17 protein-coding genes are annotated in these 18,559 nt (G+C 59.2%); 7 read left to right on the forward strand and 10 right to left on the reverse strand.

The genetic code is table 11. The annotated features are described in order from the left end of the window. The first annotated feature begins 1 nt into the window (after position 1). The 4 genes from cydX (at position 2) to QA646_RS11245 (ending at position 5,385) form a co-directional block, all read left to right on the forward strand. A complete protein-coding gene (gene cydX, locus QA646_RS11230; protein ID WP_283055539.1) occupies positions 2–127 on the forward strand; it encodes a cytochrome bd-I oxidase subunit CydX in 126 nt (41 codons plus the stop codon). Positions 128–312: 185 nt separating this feature from the next. After that, on the forward strand, positions 313–1,497 hold the full coding sequence (locus QA646_RS11235; RefSeq protein WP_283055540.1) for an acetate/propionate family kinase: 1,185 nt from the start codon (positions 313–315) through the stop codon (positions 1,495–1,497). A 70-nt stretch (positions 1,498–1,567) separates the two neighbouring features. Beyond that, complete coding sequence (locus tag QA646_RS11240; RefSeq protein WP_283055541.1) at positions 1,568–3,982, forward strand: phosphoketolase family protein; 2,415 nt, start codon at positions 1,568–1,570, stop codon at positions 3,980–3,982. Between the two features lie 665 nt (positions 3,983–4,647). Further along, a complete protein-coding gene (locus QA646_RS11245) occupies positions 4,648–5,385 on the forward strand; it encodes a response regulator transcription factor (RefSeq protein ID WP_283055542.1) in 738 nt (245 codons plus the stop codon). Between the two features lie 102 nt (positions 5,386–5,487). Here the strand turns inward: QA646_RS11245 and QA646_RS11250 are convergent, their stop codons facing one another. The 7 genes from QA646_RS11250 to QA646_RS11280 all read right to left on the reverse strand — a co-directional run bounded on the left by QA646_RS11250 (position 5,488) and on the right by QA646_RS11280 (position 12,922). After that, positions 5,488–5,766, reverse strand: a complete 279-nt coding sequence (locus tag QA646_RS11250) for a transposase (protein ID WP_028751823.1) — start codon at positions 5,764–5,766, stop codon at positions 5,488–5,490. A 115-nt stretch (positions 5,767–5,881) separates the two neighbouring features. Further along, on the reverse strand, positions 5,882–7,324 hold the full coding sequence (locus tag QA646_RS11255) for an HlyD family type I secretion periplasmic adaptor subunit (protein ID WP_283055543.1): 1,443 nt from the start codon (positions 7,322–7,324) through the stop codon (positions 5,882–5,884). After that, positions 7,321–9,060 (reverse strand): type I secretion system permease/ATPase, encoded by a 1,740-nt coding sequence (locus tag QA646_RS11260; protein WP_283055544.1) that lies wholly within the window; start codon positions 9,058–9,060, stop codon positions 7,321–7,323. Before QA646_RS11260 ends, QA646_RS11255 begins: the two co-directional genes overlap by 4 nt. A gap of 125 nt (positions 9,061–9,185) precedes the next feature. Next, positions 9,186–9,755 carry a PE-PGRS family protein gene (locus tag QA646_RS11265; protein ID WP_283055545.1) on the reverse strand — a complete coding sequence of 190 codons (570 nt, stop codon included), beginning with the start codon at positions 9,753–9,755 and terminating at the stop codon, positions 9,186–9,188. A gap of 396 nt (positions 9,756–10,151) precedes the next feature. Next, positions 10,152–11,258, reverse strand: a complete 1,107-nt coding sequence (locus QA646_RS11270; RefSeq protein WP_283055546.1) for a hypothetical protein — start codon at positions 11,256–11,258, stop codon at positions 10,152–10,154. Between the two features lie 129 nt (positions 11,259–11,387). Continuing rightward, positions 11,388–11,906 carry a GNAT family N-acetyltransferase gene (locus QA646_RS11275; RefSeq protein ID WP_283055547.1) on the reverse strand — a complete coding sequence of 173 codons (519 nt, stop codon included), beginning with the start codon at positions 11,904–11,906 and terminating at the stop codon, positions 11,388–11,390. A 20-nt stretch (positions 11,907–11,926) separates the two neighbouring features. After that, positions 11,927–12,922 carry a LysR family transcriptional regulator gene (locus QA646_RS11280; protein ID WP_283055548.1) on the reverse strand — a complete coding sequence of 332 codons (996 nt, stop codon included), beginning with the start codon at positions 12,920–12,922 and terminating at the stop codon, positions 11,927–11,929. Between the two features lie 121 nt (positions 12,923–13,043). Here QA646_RS11280 and QA646_RS11285 point away from each other — a divergent pair, with 121 nt between their 5' ends. Then, on the forward strand, positions 13,044–14,444 hold the full coding sequence (locus tag QA646_RS11285) for an MFS transporter (protein ID WP_283055549.1): 1,401 nt from the start codon (positions 13,044–13,046) through the stop codon (positions 14,442–14,444). A gap of 106 nt (positions 14,445–14,550) precedes the next feature. Here the strand turns inward: QA646_RS11285 and QA646_RS11290 are convergent, their stop codons facing one another. Both QA646_RS11290 and QA646_RS11295 read right to left on the reverse strand, forming a co-directional pair. Next, positions 14,551–15,819 (reverse strand): RNA polymerase sigma factor, encoded by a 1,269-nt coding sequence (locus QA646_RS11290; protein WP_283055550.1) that lies wholly within the window; start codon positions 15,817–15,819, stop codon positions 14,551–14,553. Between the two features lie 31 nt (positions 15,820–15,850). After that, a complete protein-coding gene (locus QA646_RS11295; protein ID WP_283055551.1) occupies positions 15,851–16,246 on the reverse strand; it encodes a YciI family protein in 396 nt (131 codons plus the stop codon). Between the two features lie 435 nt (positions 16,247–16,681). On the opposite strand from QA646_RS11295, the gene QA646_RS11300 reads away from it, so the two are divergent. Continuing rightward, positions 16,682–17,059, forward strand: a complete 378-nt coding sequence (locus QA646_RS11300) for a VOC family protein (RefSeq protein ID WP_283055552.1) — start codon at positions 16,682–16,684, stop codon at positions 17,057–17,059. 164 nt (positions 17,060–17,223) lie between these two features. After that, the gene (locus QA646_RS11305; RefSeq protein WP_283055553.1) at positions 17,224–18,015 is read left to right on the forward strand and encodes a phosphatase PAP2 family protein; all 792 of its coding nucleotides are present in this window, start codon (positions 17,224–17,226) and stop codon (positions 18,013–18,015) included. A gap of 23 nt (positions 18,016–18,038) precedes the next feature. Here QA646_RS11305 and QA646_RS11310 read toward each other — a convergent pair whose 3' ends face one another. Beyond that, entirely contained in the window at positions 18,039–18,449 is a 411-nt protein-coding gene (locus QA646_RS11310) for a response regulator (RefSeq protein WP_283055554.1), read from the reverse strand. Between the last annotated feature and the right edge of the window lie 110 nt (positions 18,450–18,559).

Consider the following 18,559-nt stretch of genomic DNA (forward strand, 5'->3'; position numbering starts at 1 on the left):
CATGTGGTATTTCGCCTGGCTCCTCGGCTTCCCCCTCGCCGCCGCCTTCGCCGTACTTAATGCAATGTGGTATGAAATCGTCGACGACAACGCAAAGAGGCAGGGATTGCCGAAGAAGGCCCCCTAAGCTCGAGCTTTCGGAATTCGCCAGGCGCGGCCCTTTCGTCGCGCCGGGCGGTTCGGTTCGATGGAACAAACAGCAGTCGAACTGTCTTTTGCTGCCGTGAATCCTGCAGTTTGACAGCGCTCCAATCTTCGCTTTGCGCGTAGCCGTAAGTTTGCGTCCCTTACTCTCTCGACGAGGCCGGCCCCATGACGAACGGAAACCTGCTTCTGACTTTCAATGCCGGATCCTCGACGGTCAAAATCGGCGTGTTTGAGGTCCAGGCAGACAAGGCCCGCCGCATCGGCAAAGGGTTGATCGACTTTCGTCGCCGACCCCTCGCCTTCCATTTGACGGAGGGTCCCGCGGACTTCGATCGCTCTCTAAAAACGGATGCGGGCGAGCAGTTGCACGAGGTCGTGGACGAAACTTTCGGCATTCTCGGCGAGCATTTCGACATGTTAGGGGTAAACGCGGTCGGCCATCGCGTGGTCCACGGTGGCGATATCTTCACCGGTCCCGTGCGCATAAACGATGACCGTATCCGCGATATCGAAGGCCTGACTGTGCTCGCGCCGCTGCACCAGCCGCAGGCGCTGCGCCTGATCCACGCCGTCAGGCATTTGCGACCGGCGCTCGCACAGATGGCTTCCTTCGACACTGCCTTCCACACGACCCAGAGCAATCTCGTTCGCCGCTTCGCTCTCCCGCGCGCGCTGTATGATCAAGGGATCAAGCGCTACGGCTTTCACGGCCTTTCCTATGCCTTCATCACCGCCGAGCTGCGGCGGAGGGCACCCCAGGCCGCTTCCGGCAAGGTCATCATCGCCCACCTTGGCAGCGGGGCCAGTCTCTGCGCCATAGACAACGGCGAAAGCCGGGATTGCAGCATGGGGTTTTCAACGCTGGACGGCATTCCCATGGCGACGCGTTGCGGCGATCTCGATCCCGGCGTGCTGCTGCATCTTCTCGGGCCGCAAGACCGTACCCTGAAAGATGTTGAAGACATGCTCTACCACCAATCCGGCCTGCTTGGTGCCTCCGGCATCAGCGCCGACACGCGCGACCTCTTGAAGAACGAGAAGCCGGAGGCACGGGAGGCGATCGATCTGTTTTGTCTGCGCATCGCCGGCGAAGTCGGGCGAATGGCTGTAACGCTCGGCGGGTTGGACAGCATCGTCTTCACCGCCGGCATCGGCGAGCATCAGCCGGAAATTCGCGCTGATATCTGCGACCGCCTGCGGTGGCTACGCCTTGATATCGACAGCCAAGCGAACTTGGTCAATGCGCCTATCATTAGCACATCATCAAGTTCTGTTGCCGCTTTCGTCATTCCGACGGATGAAGAGCAGATCATTGCCGATGAGGCCCTGTCGATTTTTGCGGGTGCGTGATCCAGATCATAAGCGCCCCGCTCTATCGGCGATAGTTTCGTATTCAACCCCATTGAATTGGAGCAATCACATGAAAGAGCAGGTAACCGCACCCTCCGCCACCGTGCTTGACACCGCCGAACTCGACCTTATCGACCGCTATTGGCGCGCCGCCAACTACCTTTCTGTCGGCCAGATCTATCTTCTCGACAATCCGCTGCTGCGCGAGCCGCTGAAGGCCGAGCATATCAAGCCCCGGCTGCTCGGCCACTGGGGCACGACACCCGGCCTAAATTTCATCTATGCTCACCTCAATCGCGTGATCCGCAATCGCGATCTCGATATCATCTATATCTGCGGGCCCGGCCATGGCGGTCCCGGTATGGTTGCCAATACCTATCTCGAGGGCACCTACAGCGAAATTTATCCGGATATATCCGCGGATGCGGACGGCATGCGCAAATTGTTCCGGCAATTTTCCTTTCCCGGTGGCATTCCGAGCCACGCAGCACCGGAGACGCCCGGCTCGATCCATGAGGGTGGCGAACTCGGTTATGCCCTCGTCCACGCCTATGGCGCCGTGTTCGATAATCCCGATCTGATCGCCGCCTGCGTCGTCGGCGACGGCGAGGCCGAAACCGGCCCGCTAGCGGCAAGCTGGCATTCCAACAAGTTCCTCAATCCGGCCCGTGATGGCGCCGTGCTGCCGATCCTGCATCTGAACGGCTACAAGATCGCCAACCCCACCCTTCTCGGCCGCGCCAGCGACGACGACCTCCGCCAACTCTTCACCGGCTACGGCTATGAGCCATTCTTTGTCGAAGGTTCTGACCCCCGCCAGATGCATCAGGACATGGCCGCAACTTTCGAACAGACCTTTGATTGCATCCGCGCCATACAGCAGAAGGCCCGCAACGGCGCGGCCGGCGACCTCTGCCCGCGCTGGCCGATGATCGTATTCAGAAGCCCGAAGGGCTGGACAGGTCCCAAGGAGGTTGATGGCAAGAAGGTCGAAGGTTTCTGGCGAGCGCATCAGGTGCCGGTCTCCAATTGCCGCGAGGATGCCGGCCATCGGAAGATCCTCGAAGATTGGATGCGAAGCTACGATCCGCAGGATCTCTTCGGCGCCGAAGGATGTCTGAAGGATGAGTTGCGTGCGCTCGCACCGGCAGGCAAACGGCGCATGGGCGCCAATCCCCATGCCAATGGCGGCCTCCTGCGCCGCGAACTCATAACACCCGCGATCGGCGATTACGCGGTTGCCGTCAAAGAGCGCGGCAGAACAGTGGCGCAATCGACGGAAATCCTCGGCCGTTATCTGCGCGATATTCTGACGCTCAACGCAGACAACGCCAATTTCCGCATCTTCGGCCCCGACGAAACGGAATCCAATCGTCTCGGCAGCGTCTTCGAAGTGACCAACCGTGTCTGGATGGAAGAAATCAAGCCCTATGATGTCGGTCTGGCCCATGACGGCCGGGTGATGGAGGTCTTAAGCGAACACCTATGCCAAGGCTGGCTGGAAGGATATCTGCTGACCGGTCGGCATGGCCTGTTTTCTTGCTACGAAGCTTTCATCCATATCGTCGATTCAATGTTCAACCAGCATGCCAAGTGGCTGAAAGTGTCGCGCGAACTGCCGTGGCGCGAACCGGTTTCTTCGCTGAACTACCTGCTGACATCGCATGTCTGGCGACAGGATCATAACGGCTTCAGCCATCAGGACCCTGGCTTCGTCGATCTTGTCGCCAACAAAAAGGCCGACATCGTGCGCATCTATCTGCCGCCGGACGCCAATACGCTGTTATGCACAGGCGACCATTGCCTGAAGACCTATGATCGCATCAACGTCATCGTCGCCGGCAAGCAGCCGGAACTGCAGTGGCTGCCGATGGATGAAGCCGTCAAGCATTGCGAGGCGGGCATCGGTATCTGGCATTGGGCAAGCAACGAACAGAACGCCGTGGAGCCTGATGTCGTCATGGCCTGCGCCGGCGATGTGCCGACCATGGAGACGCTTGCCGCGGCCGATCTTCTCCGCCAGAACATTCCGGAACTGTCGATCCGTGTCGTCAACATTGTCGACCTGATGGCGCTCCAATCCAATGAGCAGCATCCGCACGGCCTGACCGATGCGGTCTTTGACAAGCTATTCACGCCGGATCGGCCTGTCATCTTCGCCTATCACGGCTATCCCTACCTGATCCATCGCCTCACCTACCGGCGAACCAACCACGACAACATCCATGTCCGCGGCTTCATCGAGGAAGGGACGACGACCACCCCGTTCGACATGACCGTTCTCAACGAACTGGACCGCTACCATCTCGCCATCGAGGCGATCGAGCGCGTGCCGGGACTGAAGGAAAAGGCGGCCGATGCGATCAAGCTTTTCCGCGACAAACTCGAAGAGCATCATCACTACGTCCGTCAGCATGGCGAGGACATGCCGGAAATCAGCAGATGGAAGTGGCCCTATGACAGTAATGGAACACGTCTTACCTGAGCGGATCGGCAAAAAAGCAAGATATGAGAGTCTTGATAGGCAGCTCTCCCCTGCGGCTCGGCATGGTGGAAGACGACCGCCGCAGCTCGCTCCTTGAATTTTATCGGATACCGATCAAAGTCTAGCAAGTTTGTTGATAGGATAGGTGCGGAATCTTACATTGCGTTGCACAACCCACACTGTCGGCAGAGGACGTGCCGGTAACAGGACCAAGAGAGCTAGCCCCGGATACGCTTCCATCTGCCGGTTGAATTGTAGCCTCAGTCACCATCCGCATTCGAGCCGTGCGCCGATTGGGATTGGGCGATCTCGCCATTCTTGAGGTCGCCTATTTACCCGAATTGCGCCAGGCTGTCAGAATTTTCCTTATTTTTCAATACCTAACGCCTCTAGCTCAGACAGCGGTGGATATTGTTGCGCGACTGCAATCAAGCCCTTCAAGCCGCCGACAGTGGAGGTAATGGCACCTGCAAAAGGTCTTACGAGCGTCCCCGTTTAAATTAAGGGGTTCGCATAATAGCGTCTCAGGGTTGTGATTAGAGGATGCTTACAGGACGTCACATTGAGTCGCGGGGGGATTAATCCCCATTTTATCATGACATGACACAACAGGCGGTATAATATTCGCCCCGAGATGGAACGCATTTATCCTTGGGGGGCGACACGTGTCCATCAGTTCACGAACGAAACGCCGGATCGGACGCAACGCGCCGACAGTCATCATTATAGATCATCATACACTTGCCCGTACGACCATCGTGAAACTTCTTGAGCACGAACTCGCCGGCTGGGAATTTGTTGATATGGTCTCTACTGAGAGTCTTGATAGGGCTCTCGGAATGGATGTGCGTCTGATTGCTTTGGGTTTGGAGGGCAGGAGCGTAGAGAGCGCCGGTCTGCTTGATGATCTCGCGGCGATCACCGAACGCTTTTCCGAAGCGCCGATAGCACTGCTGTCGAGTACGGACGATGCCTCGATTGCCTCTCAGGCGCTGAAAATGGGCATTCGTGGCTTTTTCACCACCTCCATTCCCATAGAGATCGCCCTTGCCGGGCTGCGGCTCGTTCTTGCAGGCGGCATATTCTGTCCGCAGCCGCTGGATACGCTGACGAACGGCTTAACCAGGCACGTAGACTCTCATGACGATGATCACAAGATGATAGAGGCGCGGGCGCATAGTCCCGATCTTGCCGACTTCACACCGCGCGAAGCGGATGTGCTTGCCGAGCTGCAGCGCGGCTGTTCGAATAAGGTCATCGCGGGAAAGCTCAACCTGTCTGGCCATACGGTGAAAATGCATGTGCAGCACATCATGCGAAAGTTGCAGGTCCAGAACCGGACCGAAGTCGTTGCCCGTTTAGGATATAGACTGGCCAACGGACATGATGCGGCGGCGTCCTAAGCAAGAGCAATTCCAGGAATAAGTGCGAAGCGGTTTCCGTCCGGAAGGCGTAGAAACAATGGGATAGAGCGGGAAAGCGATTCTGTGGAACGCTGAACCGCTCTAAGCGCTTTCCTTGGATGTCTTTTCAAGCATTTCGCTTAACGTTGCCGCTGCCAGCATGGTTTCCGCCAGCAGCTTCTTGAGCTTCCGGTTCTCCTCCTCCAGAGCCTTCAGCCTTTTCACGTCGAAGCCGACATTCTTGAGCTGCAGGGATTGCCACCGATAGAACGTCGGTTCGCTGATCCCGTATTTGCTGCACACGTCCGTCACGGTCATGCCACCCTGATGCTCCTTCAGAATGTCCATGATCCTGTCATCATTGAATTTTCTCTTACCCATCACTGCGTCCCTTCGACGGCGACATGCTAGAAATTCAGAGGCGCCAGGAAGGAATGGTGGGAGTACCAATCCATATTCGCGTCGCATTTCCGAGTCTTCGGCTCCGGAGCTCACTTCAATCCTCACGAAACGCTCTGTTGAAGCTATCCAGAAGCGGTCTGATTGCGTAAAATGCGACACTGCTCTTGCCCGTTTCGATCAATGCTTGGGCGGGCATGCCCGGGACCATCGCAACATCGTGCATCTTCGCCAGTCGTTCGTCTGTAATGCGGATCGTCGCTGCATAGTAGGCCTGACCGGTCTGCTTATCGACAAGGCGATCCGCAGAGACATAGTCCACGATACCTTTCAGCAGCGGAACCCGCCGCTGATTATAAGGTAGAAGATGAACTTGTGCTTCCAACCCCGAGTGCACCAAATTAATATCTTCCGGCCGCACATGTGCCGATATCACGAGACGCGCTTGGCGCGGCACCAGATCGACAAGCGGTTCGCCCGCGCCGACCACGCCGCCTGGCGTGTGAAAGCGCAGGTCCATGATCACCCCGTCCTCGGGCGCCCGGATTTCGGTTCTGGCAAGCTGATCGTCGATCGCACGCAAGCGTTCGCTCAATTGCAGGATCTGACCTTCCGTATCGCGCAGCCCCTGAGCGACTTCGTTCAACCGATCGCTTTGCAGCTTCACCAGGTTGGCCTGTGCCTCGCTGATTACTTGATAGGCGCGCGATATCTGGGCATCCACCTCGCCGGCTTGACCGTCAATGTCGGCCTTCTCGCGCCCAAGATTGAAAATCCTGCTCTTTTTCTCTGCCCCTTTGGAGACGAGGCTGCTGGCCGACTCCATCTCCTGCCGCGAGATTTCGGCCCTGTCGGCGAGCGAAGTTTTCTGCGCGCCAAGCCCGATGATCTCCTGCTGGACTTGCCGCATCTTCTCCTGTGTGATCCCTATCTCGGACTGCATCACCTGGCGGCGCGTCTCGAATATCCTTTGCTGCCCAACCATGATGGCTCTGACAGACGGCGTGTCGTTCATCAGCGCTACGAGATCCGATGGAAAGGTGATCTGGTCGGTACCGTTCTGTTCGGCAACAAGGCGAGCGTGCATGCCCTCGGCATCCCAGAGCTGCCCTTGAATGCTGTCGCGCTCGGAGCGCGACTTCGTATCGTCGAGTTCGATGAGCACCTGCCCCGAAGTGACGGCGTCGCCGTTCTTGACCAGAATCTGTCGTATGATTCCGCCCTCCAGATGCTGGATGGTCTTGCGGCTGAACTCCGGTTCCACGACACCGGATGCCACCGCCGCGCTCTTGAGTGGAGCCAGGAGCGACCATATCCCGAAACCCAGGATGAACACGCAGATCAGCAGGTTGCCCGTCCGCTTCACCGACCGCAGTACCGGCATCGGCGACGGCGGTGCCAGCCTCGTGAAATCCGCATCCAGGACCGGCGCATAGCTGAGGAACTTCTTGGCGGCCTCCAATCTCTGCGCAGACCGGCTGCTCGGGTTTGACGCGCTGATGAATTTGGCTGACGTGCCGGAAGGGAGGATGGTGGTCATGGCGCAGCCTTTCCTTCCAATGTCTGCGCCGGCGATGGTGGGCGAAGGTAGGTGTCGTATATATGCTCGCTCTCTCCGAACGCATTGACCATGCCATTGCGCACAATCGCGATCTTGTTGGTGACGGGCAGAACTCCCATCCGGTGGGTAATTATGACGACGATCATTCGTCTCGATCTCATGCGCTCGATCGCGTTGAACAGGATGCGTTCGCCTTCATAGTCCAGACTGGAATTCGGATCGTCGAGCACTACGAGCGACGGATTTCCATAGACTGCGCGCGCCAATCCAAGCTGCTGCCGCTGAGCGCGCAGCAACAAGTTTCCACCCTCGCCGATGTCGGTCTCGTAGCCCTGCGGCAGCCGCATGATCGTTTCGTGCAGTCCGACGAGCTTTGCCGCTTCGATGACCCTTGTGGGGTCCGCACCGTCCAGGCGCCCGATGACATCCTTGATGGCTCCTCCGAAAAGTTCGATATCCTGTGGCAAATAGCCGACATGACGCGTGCTGCCGCACAGGCGTAGCGCGGAAATGTCGACGCCTCCCAGAAGCGTGCATCCGCTCGTCGGGTGCAGGACACCGGCCATGATGCGCCCAAGCGTCGACTTGCCGGATCCGGATGGGCCGATGAGCGCAACGCAATCACCAGGCACCAGGCGTAACGTGACGCCTTTCAATATGGGCCGATCGGCAAATGGCAGGGCGTAACCGACATTGTCCAGGATGAGGCCGCTGGGTTCGGGAGTGGGTATCGTCCGGGCATCGTCCTGCGAAGAAACAAGGATCAGCATCTTGTTGAGACGATTGAAGGAATTGCGGGCAAACGCAAATGAGCGCCACGCGCCGATCGCGCCCTCGACCGGCGCAAGACCGCGGCCGAGCAACAGGCTCGCGACAAAGATGATGCCGGGGCTGCTGTTATCCGCGAGCACCAGCCAGGTGGCCGCTCCCATGACCAGAATCTGGGTTAAAGTCCTGATGGATTTCGAGAACCCCAGAATGATCTCAGTCCGATGCATGGCGGTGTCCTGCGCTCTTCTGGCCGCCTCGGCATCGCGGTAGACGATCTGCGCTGCACCGTCCTGCATTCCCATGGCCCGGATCACCTGGATATATCGAAGGGCGGTCGCAAGCCGCATGTAGCTCCGCGACAGCGCAAGATTCGCCTGTGCGATCGGCTGCTGCGTCGCCAGTTCCGTCAGGAGGGCGAGCGACAGGAGAGCGACTGCGCTCAGAAGGCCGATCACGCCCAGCAGGGGATGAACGAGAAAGAGCAGCAGCAGGAATACCGGTGCCCAGGGAATATCGAAGAGAAGCGCACTTGCCGGTGAATCGAGGAACTGGCGCAACGTGGCAAGGTCGCGGTAACAATCGGCCGCAACACTGGTATCGGCACGGGACGCATATTCGAATGAAGCGTTCAGGACGTCCGGACGCAAACGATGGTCCAGCCAACTGCCGATGCGCGAAAGCGCTGCTCTACGCACGATATCAAGGGTGGAGCCGACCACCACCGCAACGGCGACGATGAGCGTCAGCATCAACAGCGTATCGACGCTGCGGCTCGACATGACCCGGTCGTATATTTGCAAAAGATAAATGGAAGGGGCGAGAAGAAAGAGATTGTAGCCGCTGCTATAGAGAAAGACCAAGCCGAAGGCCCCGGCGCAGGCCCGAAGTGCCATGACCAGTTGAGTTTGCTGGCGCTGGGGTTGTGCAAGATTTGTTGGCGTCATCAGATCTCGCAGCTCCGGATTCCGACAAGACAAATGCTTGATCGGAGCCTCATAAATACGAGGATCGCTGGCCGGAACCTGCGATCCTCAGGACCCGAATTATCGGGCCGGTTGGCATAAGTCGATCACGTACCGAGGTGGTGCACGTCGATAGTGCCAAAAGAGTTGTCGAAATGATCGAAAGCATTCGATACGGCCGTGCTGAGCGTGTCCGTATGAACCAATGCAGTCGAGATGCTGCCGCCCTCGGCCAGGTTGCCGTTACCGCCGTTACCACCGGCGCCGGACACGATAGTGGCATGCTGGTCGATCAACGACGTAGCGTTTTGCGTGGCTGTCGTGGCTGCCGAAACAGCAGCTACGTCGCCGCCGCTCACAGAGCCTTGGCTACCGTTCGAAGTGGCGCTCCCGCCAGCTCCACCGGTGCTGGTGATTCCGGAAAACGCGTTGTTTAAAGCTTGAGCCAATCCGCCAGCTCCGCCGCCGCCGGCATCCCAGTCAGCCGTCTGGTGAACGTGATCGCCATTATGGAGATCAGTTGAGGCGCCATCGACATACTGGTAGTTATTGACATAGGCACTGGGATCATAATGGATATTACCATTGCCGTATCCATCGCCGCCATTGCCGGCATTTGCATTGCCTGCAGACGGATCGGTGAGATTGATCGTATCAGTTATCTGTGGAATAGGCATAGTGTAGCTCCTCTCCTATTCGGTCCGAAAGTCTCCCACGGCCCGATGCCGGTACGTCGTTACCAGGCAAAAAAACCGCTTGCAGACAGTGCTCGCAATTCAACCGGTGAACCAGCCGGATATTCGGAGATGTCCCTTTGGGTGGGGTATGGCCGGGAAAGAGGATGTATCCCAAATGGTTACGCCGAAATAACAGCAGGCACAGGGCTCGACAGAAGGGGGCGATGCTCTCTACGAACACTTTCGTTGAAGTTGGAACGCGGAACTGAAATGATCTGCGCGTGTTCCTGCGAACACGCGCTTTTGACGCAATTTCGACAAAAGTGCTGAGCGGCTTTTCCGTCCGCGACTGCGAAAAAACAAAAGATAAAGCAGTCTCTGAAAAGCTAAGCCGATCTAGGTATGCATGAAATTGAGAATGTCGTCGACGAGGGCCGAATGGGCGTCCGTCAGATTGCCTTCGCCGCCATGGCCGCCAATGCCCGCCAGTTGCAGCGTATGCTGATCAGTGAGGATATGGTCGATCTGCTGGGCATCGGCCGTGCCGCCGGCAGGAACAGCGATGTTGATCGGATGGAAATACCCGAGGCTGACATCGACGAAACTGCCTGTCGAAGAACCCGATCCGCCGCCGCCACCCACGCTATTTCCGGTGAAGATCGTATCAGACGACAAGTTGAAACTGCCGCCGTTGCCGCCGATACCCGCCATCTGGATACCGCCTTGGTCGAAAATCACATCGTTCGTCTGATGGGCTTCCGCCGAGCCGCCAGCAGCGCCGACCGCGATGTTGATTGGCGAAAAGATGGCGACGTTCACATCGATCATACTGCCGATGAAATGGCCGTCGCCGCCGTGGCCGGCATAGTTGTCGCCGGCGAGAATGAGCGTATTTCCAGAGTTTGAACCGGCACTCTCCGACCCGCCACCAGCGGCCAGATTATGGTCGCCGCCCGAGCCGCCGACGCCGCCGATCTGGGTTGCGCCTTGCAGAAACGCCGCGTTGTTCGTCTGTTCCGAATGCGCCACTGATCCCTCACCCCCGGCGACGGCGGTATTCACCGGAGCGAAGACGGCAACATCCGAACTGACGATACCGCCGAAAAACAGGCCATTGCCGCCAGTTCCGGCATGGTTGACGGAGGTGCTGCCGATACCGCCGAGCGCGATATTGCCGCTGCCGCCATCGCCGCCTATGCCGGCCATTTCGGTGGAGTGTTGGTTGAAAAGCGCACCACTGCCCTGAAAGGCGTCCGCTGTCGAATGAGGGCCGGCTATCGCCGTATTGGATGGGGTGAAGATAGCGAGGGGATTGCTGCTGATAATGCCGGTCGCGATTCCGTCGCCGCCGCTTCCCGCGGAATTGACGTTCGAGTTGGGCGCAAGATCCAACGGCATCCATGTGGGAACCAGCGCCAGATGTCCTGCACCGGAACCGGAGAGCACGTTTTGATTCGTGCTCGCGTTGGACGCGTCTTCCCCTGTCAGACGAGTTTCCGTCATCGCGGTCTCCCCCTTGCACTCTCGCGCGTGGCGCGGATTGTCGAGCCCCATTGTGGAATGGGACGAGCAAAAAGAAGAGCCTGCAATTCGTCTACGCCCATATGGGCGGGGATAACAGCCATTTGGCCGTCATACCATTTGGCTGTAGGCGGTGAGCACAAAGAGATTGGTCGGCGCGCCGCGCAGCATGACTTCACGCTCGAAGGCGAAGCCGCATTTTTCCAGGACACGCCTGGAAGCGACGTTGGCCGAGCGGGCGAGGCCGATGACCCGTTCTGCATGTAAGTCATTGAACGAAAAGACCAACGCCTCCTTCACCAGTTCGGTCGCATAGCCGTGTCCCCAGCTATCCGGATGCAGGTGATAGGACAGGTTGAGACCATCGAATTCCTGCGACACCGTCACGCCACCGAACCCAATCAGCCTGCCATCTGCCTCGACAGCCCAGCGGCCGAAACCGTGGTTATGCCAATGATCGATGTCACGATCGAGACGTCGGGCACTTGCTTCCGGTGTATCCGGCGTCGGATCGGGCCGGTGCGCGACGAGCTCCGGCCGTACAAAGAGAGCCGTCACAAAATCGAGATCCGCCTCCGCGGGCATGCGCAACAGCAAGCGTTTCGTGCGCCGATCCAATGGTGATGGCATAGAACCACTCTCTCGAAGCCTCATACCGCCTCTGCCAAAGGAACCTGGTCGAAGCAGCAGGCAGCCGTGGAAACGCCCACAAGGCATCCGGATGCCTCCAATGACTCTGCCACGATTTCCACGAATAGCCGGCGAAACCACACCGCCCGGCTGTCCGTCCGGTCGACGCGACGGTAGAGCATCGTCACCGGCTCGGCCGGCAGCTCGAGCGGCGGCTTCGAAATGGCCAGGCCATGAAGCTGGGCCATGCAACAGGCGATCGATTCCGGGATCGTGGCGATGGCCGGCATTGCACGCAAAATCGTCGGTAAGGCCGAAAAGCGAGGCACGGTGGCCACCACCTGCCGGCGATGACCGGTGCGGGCCAGAGCGACATCGACATTGCTCGACGTATTGCCTTCAAAGGACACGGTGACATGAGCGGCGGCGGCAAAATCCTTGAAGTCGAGCGGTGTCGTGAGCCTTGTCTGGTGAGGGTCATAGATGCAGACCGACGCTTGCTCGAACAATGGCGCGCGGATATGCCAGGATGCCGGCTCGTCATGCACCGAGACACTGAAATCATAGGCGCCCTCGTCCAGCAAACGTCCGGCGTCGCGCTTGTCGAAAGCCACCCCGATCAAGCGCGCCCCTGGCGCCAGCAGCCGCAACCGAGCCACCAGCGGGCCGAAGAAAGCGGATTCGAGATTGTCGCACATACCGACGCGGAACTCGCCCTGCCAGCTTGCCGGATCGAAGGCTGTCGGCGGGCGGATGGCGCGCTCGATGCCCGAAAGCGCATCCTCGATGGCGGGGGCAATGGAAAGAGCACGCGGCGTCGGCTGTAAACCGCGACCGACGCGCACGAACAATTCGTCATCGAGTGTCTCACGCAACCGGCGCAGCGCAGCGGACAGGCCCGGCTGGCCGAGCAATAGGCGCTCGGCGGCGCGGCTCACATTCCTTTCCTGCATGAGCACGGAAAAGGCGAGCAACAGATTGAGGTCGATTTTTCGAAGCGTGGCATCATTCATCATCGCCAGTAATACCTGACATGGTTACTATCAATTTGCAAGAGGGTTAGAAGCTGTACATTTTCTCGTTCCCTGCCGCCCGCCAACCTCCCGAGAGGCGGCAGCATACGAAGGAACGATTCCGATGACTTATTCCAAATCAAGAAGTGGGGCCGGGCTGGCGTTGCTGCTGCTTTGCGCCGCGAACTTCCTGGATGCTATGGATGTCTCCACCATCGGCGTGGCGCTGCCAGCAATCCAGACCGAACTCGGCATTCAGGCGACATCGCTGCAATGGGCCGTCAGCGCCTATGTGCTCGGCTATGGCGGCTTTCTGCTGCTCGGCGGCCGCGTCGCCGATCTTTTCGGCCATCGCCGCGTCTTCCTCTGGTCGCTCGGCGTCTTCGCCGCCGCCAGCATCGCCGGCGGTTTCGTCGACAGTGCGCCAACCTTGATCGCCGCACGCCTGATCAAAGGCATAGCCGCAGCCTTCACGGCACCGGCAGCACTCGCCCTCCTTCTGTCCGTATTCGGCGAAGGAAACGCCCGCGCCAAGGCGCTCGGCGTGTTCTCCTCCACCGGCGCAGCCGGCTTTGTGCTCGGCATGGTGCTTGGCGGAGCCGCGACCATCATTAGCTGGCGGGCGACGCTGGTCATGGGAGCACCCGTTGCCATCCTCGCACTGATGCTCGCGCCCTTTGTCCTGCCTGCCGATCATCGGCGAACCGGGCCGCGGCCTCACTTCGACTGGGCCGGCGCGCTGACGATCACGCCTGGATTGCTGCTGTTCGTCTTTGGCATAACCAACGCCGCAGCCGCCGGCTGGCAGGCATTTCCCACCTGGGGAGCATTGGTCGCGGCCCTGGTCCTCATTCTGCTCTTCCTGCTGGTCGAAGCTCGGCACAGGGAGCCAATGGTGCCGCTTGCCATCTTCCGGCGGGCGAAGCTCAGCCATGCCAATGCTCTCGCCGCTTTGTTCCAGGGGGTCTATGTCGGCTTCCAGTTCATCGCGACGCTCTATTACCAGAATGTCGTCGGCTGGTCGGCCTTCGCTACTGGTTTCGCCTTCGCCCTCGGCGGTGTCTGCGTCATGTTCCTCGCTCCCCGCTTCGCCACGATCGGGCAGAACCGCGGCACGACCTTGCTGATGACGCTGGGCGCGGGGCTGCAGGCCATCAGCTATATCTTCTGGGTTCTCTCGGTCGGCAACATCAACCCGATCCTGCTCGTCGCCGTCTCTCAGCTATTGCTCGGTGTCGGCTATGCCATGACCTATCCGTCAGTGCAGGTGGCGGCATTGTCCGATGTAGAAGATGACAAATCGGGCCTCGCCTCCGGGCTGTTGTTCGCCTCGTTCCAGATCGGCGGCGGCATCGTACTGGCAGCCGCATCCGCCATCTTCGGAGCGGCCCCAAGCTTCGGCTGGAATCCCTATATTGCCGGCACCGCCTTCGTCGCGATACTGGCCGCCACGGTGACATTGCTGGCCGCGGTCGGTCCGAGAACGTCGACATCGCGTTCGAATGCATACCAGGCGGCAGAATAGTTGATGTCGCGAATACCCGCGTCGTTTGGCGCGGGTATTCGCAATCAGACGGTTTCGATCGTCCTGAAGCTGATTGCAGGAAGCTGCCATTATCCGGCGAATACCATTATGACGATAGCGATGCCGCTTCGGCGGCACGTCGCAACAGCAAGTCACGCTCCCGCTGGTTTCCGGCAAGTGCGGCGGCCGCTTCGAAAGCGGCTCTCGCCTCTTCGTGGCGAGCGAGCTTCTGAAGCAGGTCGCCGCGAACGCTCGGCAGTAGGTGATATCCGCTGAGCGCAGGCTCGTCTGCAAGCTGATCGACGATCGCCAGCCCCGCCTCCGGCCCCTTCGCCATACCCACCGCGACCGCACGATTGAGTTCGATGATCGGCGACGGCACAACCGCCGCCAACTCCCCATAAAGCCCGGCAATGCGCGACCAATCGGTCGCCTCAGCCGTTCGAGCTTCCGCATGGCAGGCGACGATGGCCGCCTGCAGCGCGTAAGCACCGCCCGCACCGCCGAGATCCCGCGCCCGTGCAAGTGCCCGCAGTCCCCGCCGGATCTGTAGCAGATCCCAAAGGGCGCGGTTCTGTTCCAGCAGAAGGATCGGCTCGCCGGCTGCGTCCGTACGCGCCGCGGTGCGTGAGGCATTCAGTTCCATCAGCGCGAGCAGCGCATGCGCTTCGGGTTCGTTCGGCGCGACGGAGGTGAGAATACGGCCCATGCGCAATGCTTCGTTGCAGAGCTGCGGCCGCAACCAGTCCTCGCCGCGTGCCGCCGTATAACCCTCGTTGAAAATCAGATAGACGACCTCCAATACGGAGGCGAGCCGCTGCGCGAGTTCGTCGCCGCAGGGTGTCTCATAGGCCAGCCCCGATTCCGAAAGAGTTCGTTTGGCGCGGACGATGCGCTGGGCGATCGTCGCCTCCGATAGCAGGAACGCTCTGGCGATCTCCTCCGTCGTCAAGCCGCAAATCATCCGCAACGCCAGTGCGACGCGGGCTTCCCGCGATATCAGCGGATGGCAGGCGGTGAAGACGAGACGGAGCAATTCGTCGCCAATGTCGTCATCGAGGGCAGCGTCTGGATCGGGCATGGCCTGCTGCTCCTCATCCATATCCAGAGCGATCATCTCATGCTTGCGCTCGATCATCGGGCGGCGGCGCAGATGATCCAGCGCCCGCCGCTTGGCGGTCGCCATCAGCCATGCACCCGGTCTTTCCGGAACGCCGGTCTCGGGCCACCGCTCCAGCGCGGCCAACAGCGCCTCTTGCGTCAGGTCTTCGGCCAAAGGGACGTCGCGTAGCATCCTTGCCAGGCTGGTGATCAGCCTGGGCTGCTCGATCCGCCAGACGGCCAGGATCGTGCGATGGGCGTTGGCGGCCGTCATGGCCGCCTATCCCCTCTTTCGGCTGCTAGCTTCAAGCGACCTCAACCGTGACCGAGTGTGTGCTGCATGGGTTCATATCCGGCGGGAAGAACGGACGAACCTCGCACGTGCCTTCCCAGCCCGGCATGTGATCTATGTGGAGCTGCATGAATTCGACCGTCAGCGCCAAAGCCTCCTCCTTGTTCTGAAATTCGAAGATCGCATAGCCACCGACCACTTCCTTGGCTTCCACGAACGGGCCGTCGACGATGACGAGCTTTCCATCCTTGATGCTGACCCGGGCTCCGGTTTCCATCGGCATAAGTCCGGCGGTATCGATCATGCGGCCAGCCTTGATCTCGCGATCGGCGAGCTTACCGATGGCTTCCATGAGTTCCGGCGTCGGCATGCCGACCTGAGCGGAAGTGATGATAGACATGAAACGCATTTGACCATTCCTTTCGAGCCGAGCCGCTGGCGCCATTGCCGCGGAATTGTCTCGCTCAATATGACGACGAAGCAACCCTTCGGAAATCGACAAGCGATTTAAAAAAATACGCATTCGAGACGCCAATTCGATTCGAGGGTGATGCAGATCGATCTAATGTCCCGCAACGACTGCAATTCCTCCGGGGCATCGAGAGCAGTCCACCCGATCAATTCAGCACATGCAGGCAACCTGCCCCATGCTGGAATTCGGAGGCTTCCTGTTCAAAGTCGCCAATAGGCGCCCGACACTCTTCCCCGACACTCTTCATTGACTTCGAAAGGGCGTTGCAAGATGGTTGGCATCAACGCCGAAGCCATTGGATTTCGAAAGGGTAACGTACCCTCAGCCTTGGCAGGCATCAAACCGCGGAGTGGACAACCGGAGCCTGCATCTATGTTCGATCATATCTCGATTGGTGTAAAAAGCCTGGAAAGAGCACGGCAATTCTATGATGCGACGCTAGCGCCGCTCGGCTATGAGCGACTGTCGAATTTCGACGGCACGATCGGATATGGCGCGGAGCGGGCGCAGTTCTGGGTCATGGAGGTCGAGCGCCCCGTTCCGGCAGATCGCGGCTCCGGCCTGCATTTCTGCTTCGTCGCGCCGAGCAAGGAGGCTGTCGACGCCTTCTATGCCGCAGGCCTTGCCAATGGCGGCTTAGACAACGGAAAGCCCGGTATTCGGCCCGACTACAGTCAATTCTATTACGCAGCCTTCATCATCGACCCTGACGGCTATCGTCTCGAAGCCTATTTCCAGACCGGCGAGTAACGGAGGTGCAAAGCAGAACAACAATACCGCCGTCGAGGAGACAAACCGCATTTCCCAAGCGGTTGATGTTTCAGGCTGCTGTCAGGCTTCTACCGTAGGGAACACTGGGCGAAGATCGTCAGCGCGTTTCGCGAGAGTCGAACCCTTGCCCCGTTCCATATGCGATGACGGAAGAAGACGGCCTTTTCCCGATGTATGATGATTATGCTGTTTACCCCAAACGTGCTGCGCCGTTCGGCAATCCGCTTGCCTCCTTCCTGGCACTGTCTGCACTTTGGTGTTTGCTCCTTATTCTCTTCAACAGATTTCCTGAGATCGATCTTTCCGTCGCCCGCAGCGTCTTTACGAACGCGCCTTGCCCATGGTCCGATCCGGCAGACGATGTCTGCGGCATGTTTGCCTACGACAAGGATCGGCTTTTCGTTATCCTGCGCTCCATCACACTCGCTTTACCCTATGTCGCGATTGCCGTGCTGCTCGCAGTTCTCTTCCTGTCTTGGAGGAAACTCGGATCCAACTGGCGCACGCCGAAAATCGATCGGTGCATAGCAGCGCTGCTGTCGCTTGCGCTTGGCTGCGGCCTCATTGTCAATCTGATCCTGAAAGCTTTCTCCGGCCGACCGCGTCCCCGCGATACCGATCTTTTCGGCGGCGCGTTCGATTTCGTTCAGGCAGGCTCGTTTGCCGGCAAGTGCCTCAGGAATTGCTCTTTCGTCTCCGGAGAGTCGTCATCGGCCGGATGGCTTCTCTGTCTTGCCCTGCTGCTACCGCCGCGCTGGCGCCTCCCGCTCGGAGTACCGCTCGCCGTGATATCGGTTATGATGCCGACGATGCGTGTTCTGACCGGCGCCCACTATCTGTCCGACGCAGTCCTGGGTTGGCTTTTGTCGCTGGTCATGTTCGCAGCCATGCTGACCATTTTCGAGATCTTCAGCCCCAGATCGCAGCAGCCTTGATAACAGCATCGCGGCTGCGCCCTTCAGCCGGCTTTCGGAAGAATGTGCGAGCGGCAATTTCCCGATTGTCCGGCGCCTGAAGGCGTCGTTGCTTTGCGGATGCGAGCAGTGAGTTCGCTAAGCCCGAACGGCTTTATGAGATAATCGACCGCACCAATGCTCATTCCGGCCATCTGGTCCGATAGCTGATCATAAGCGGACATGATGATCACCGGCATCGAGGAGACCTTCGGCCCCATATATCTCAGCAGTTCCAGGCCGCTTCCGTCCGGCAGGCGAAGGTCGAGGAGGACCACGTCATAAGCTTCGCCAGCGACCGCCGTCATCGCCGTCCGAAGGTTCATCGACCAATCGACTGCCCAGCCCTCGGCAAGCAAATGATCCTGTACCGCATTGCCGATAGTGGCATTGTCTTCGACCAGCAAAATCCGCACGACTTCTCCCTTGTTCGAGAAAAGAAGCTATGATCGGGATTTCTGACGGCGACCTGAAATTGACGTGCCCTCGGGCCGAAAAGAGTAGATAAGGGGCGGCGATCAACAAT

Origin of the sequence: Rhizobium sp. CB3090 (genome assembly GCF_029714285.1) — a bacterium.
Lineage (GTDB): Bacteria > Pseudomonadota > Alphaproteobacteria > Rhizobiales > Rhizobiaceae > Rhizobium.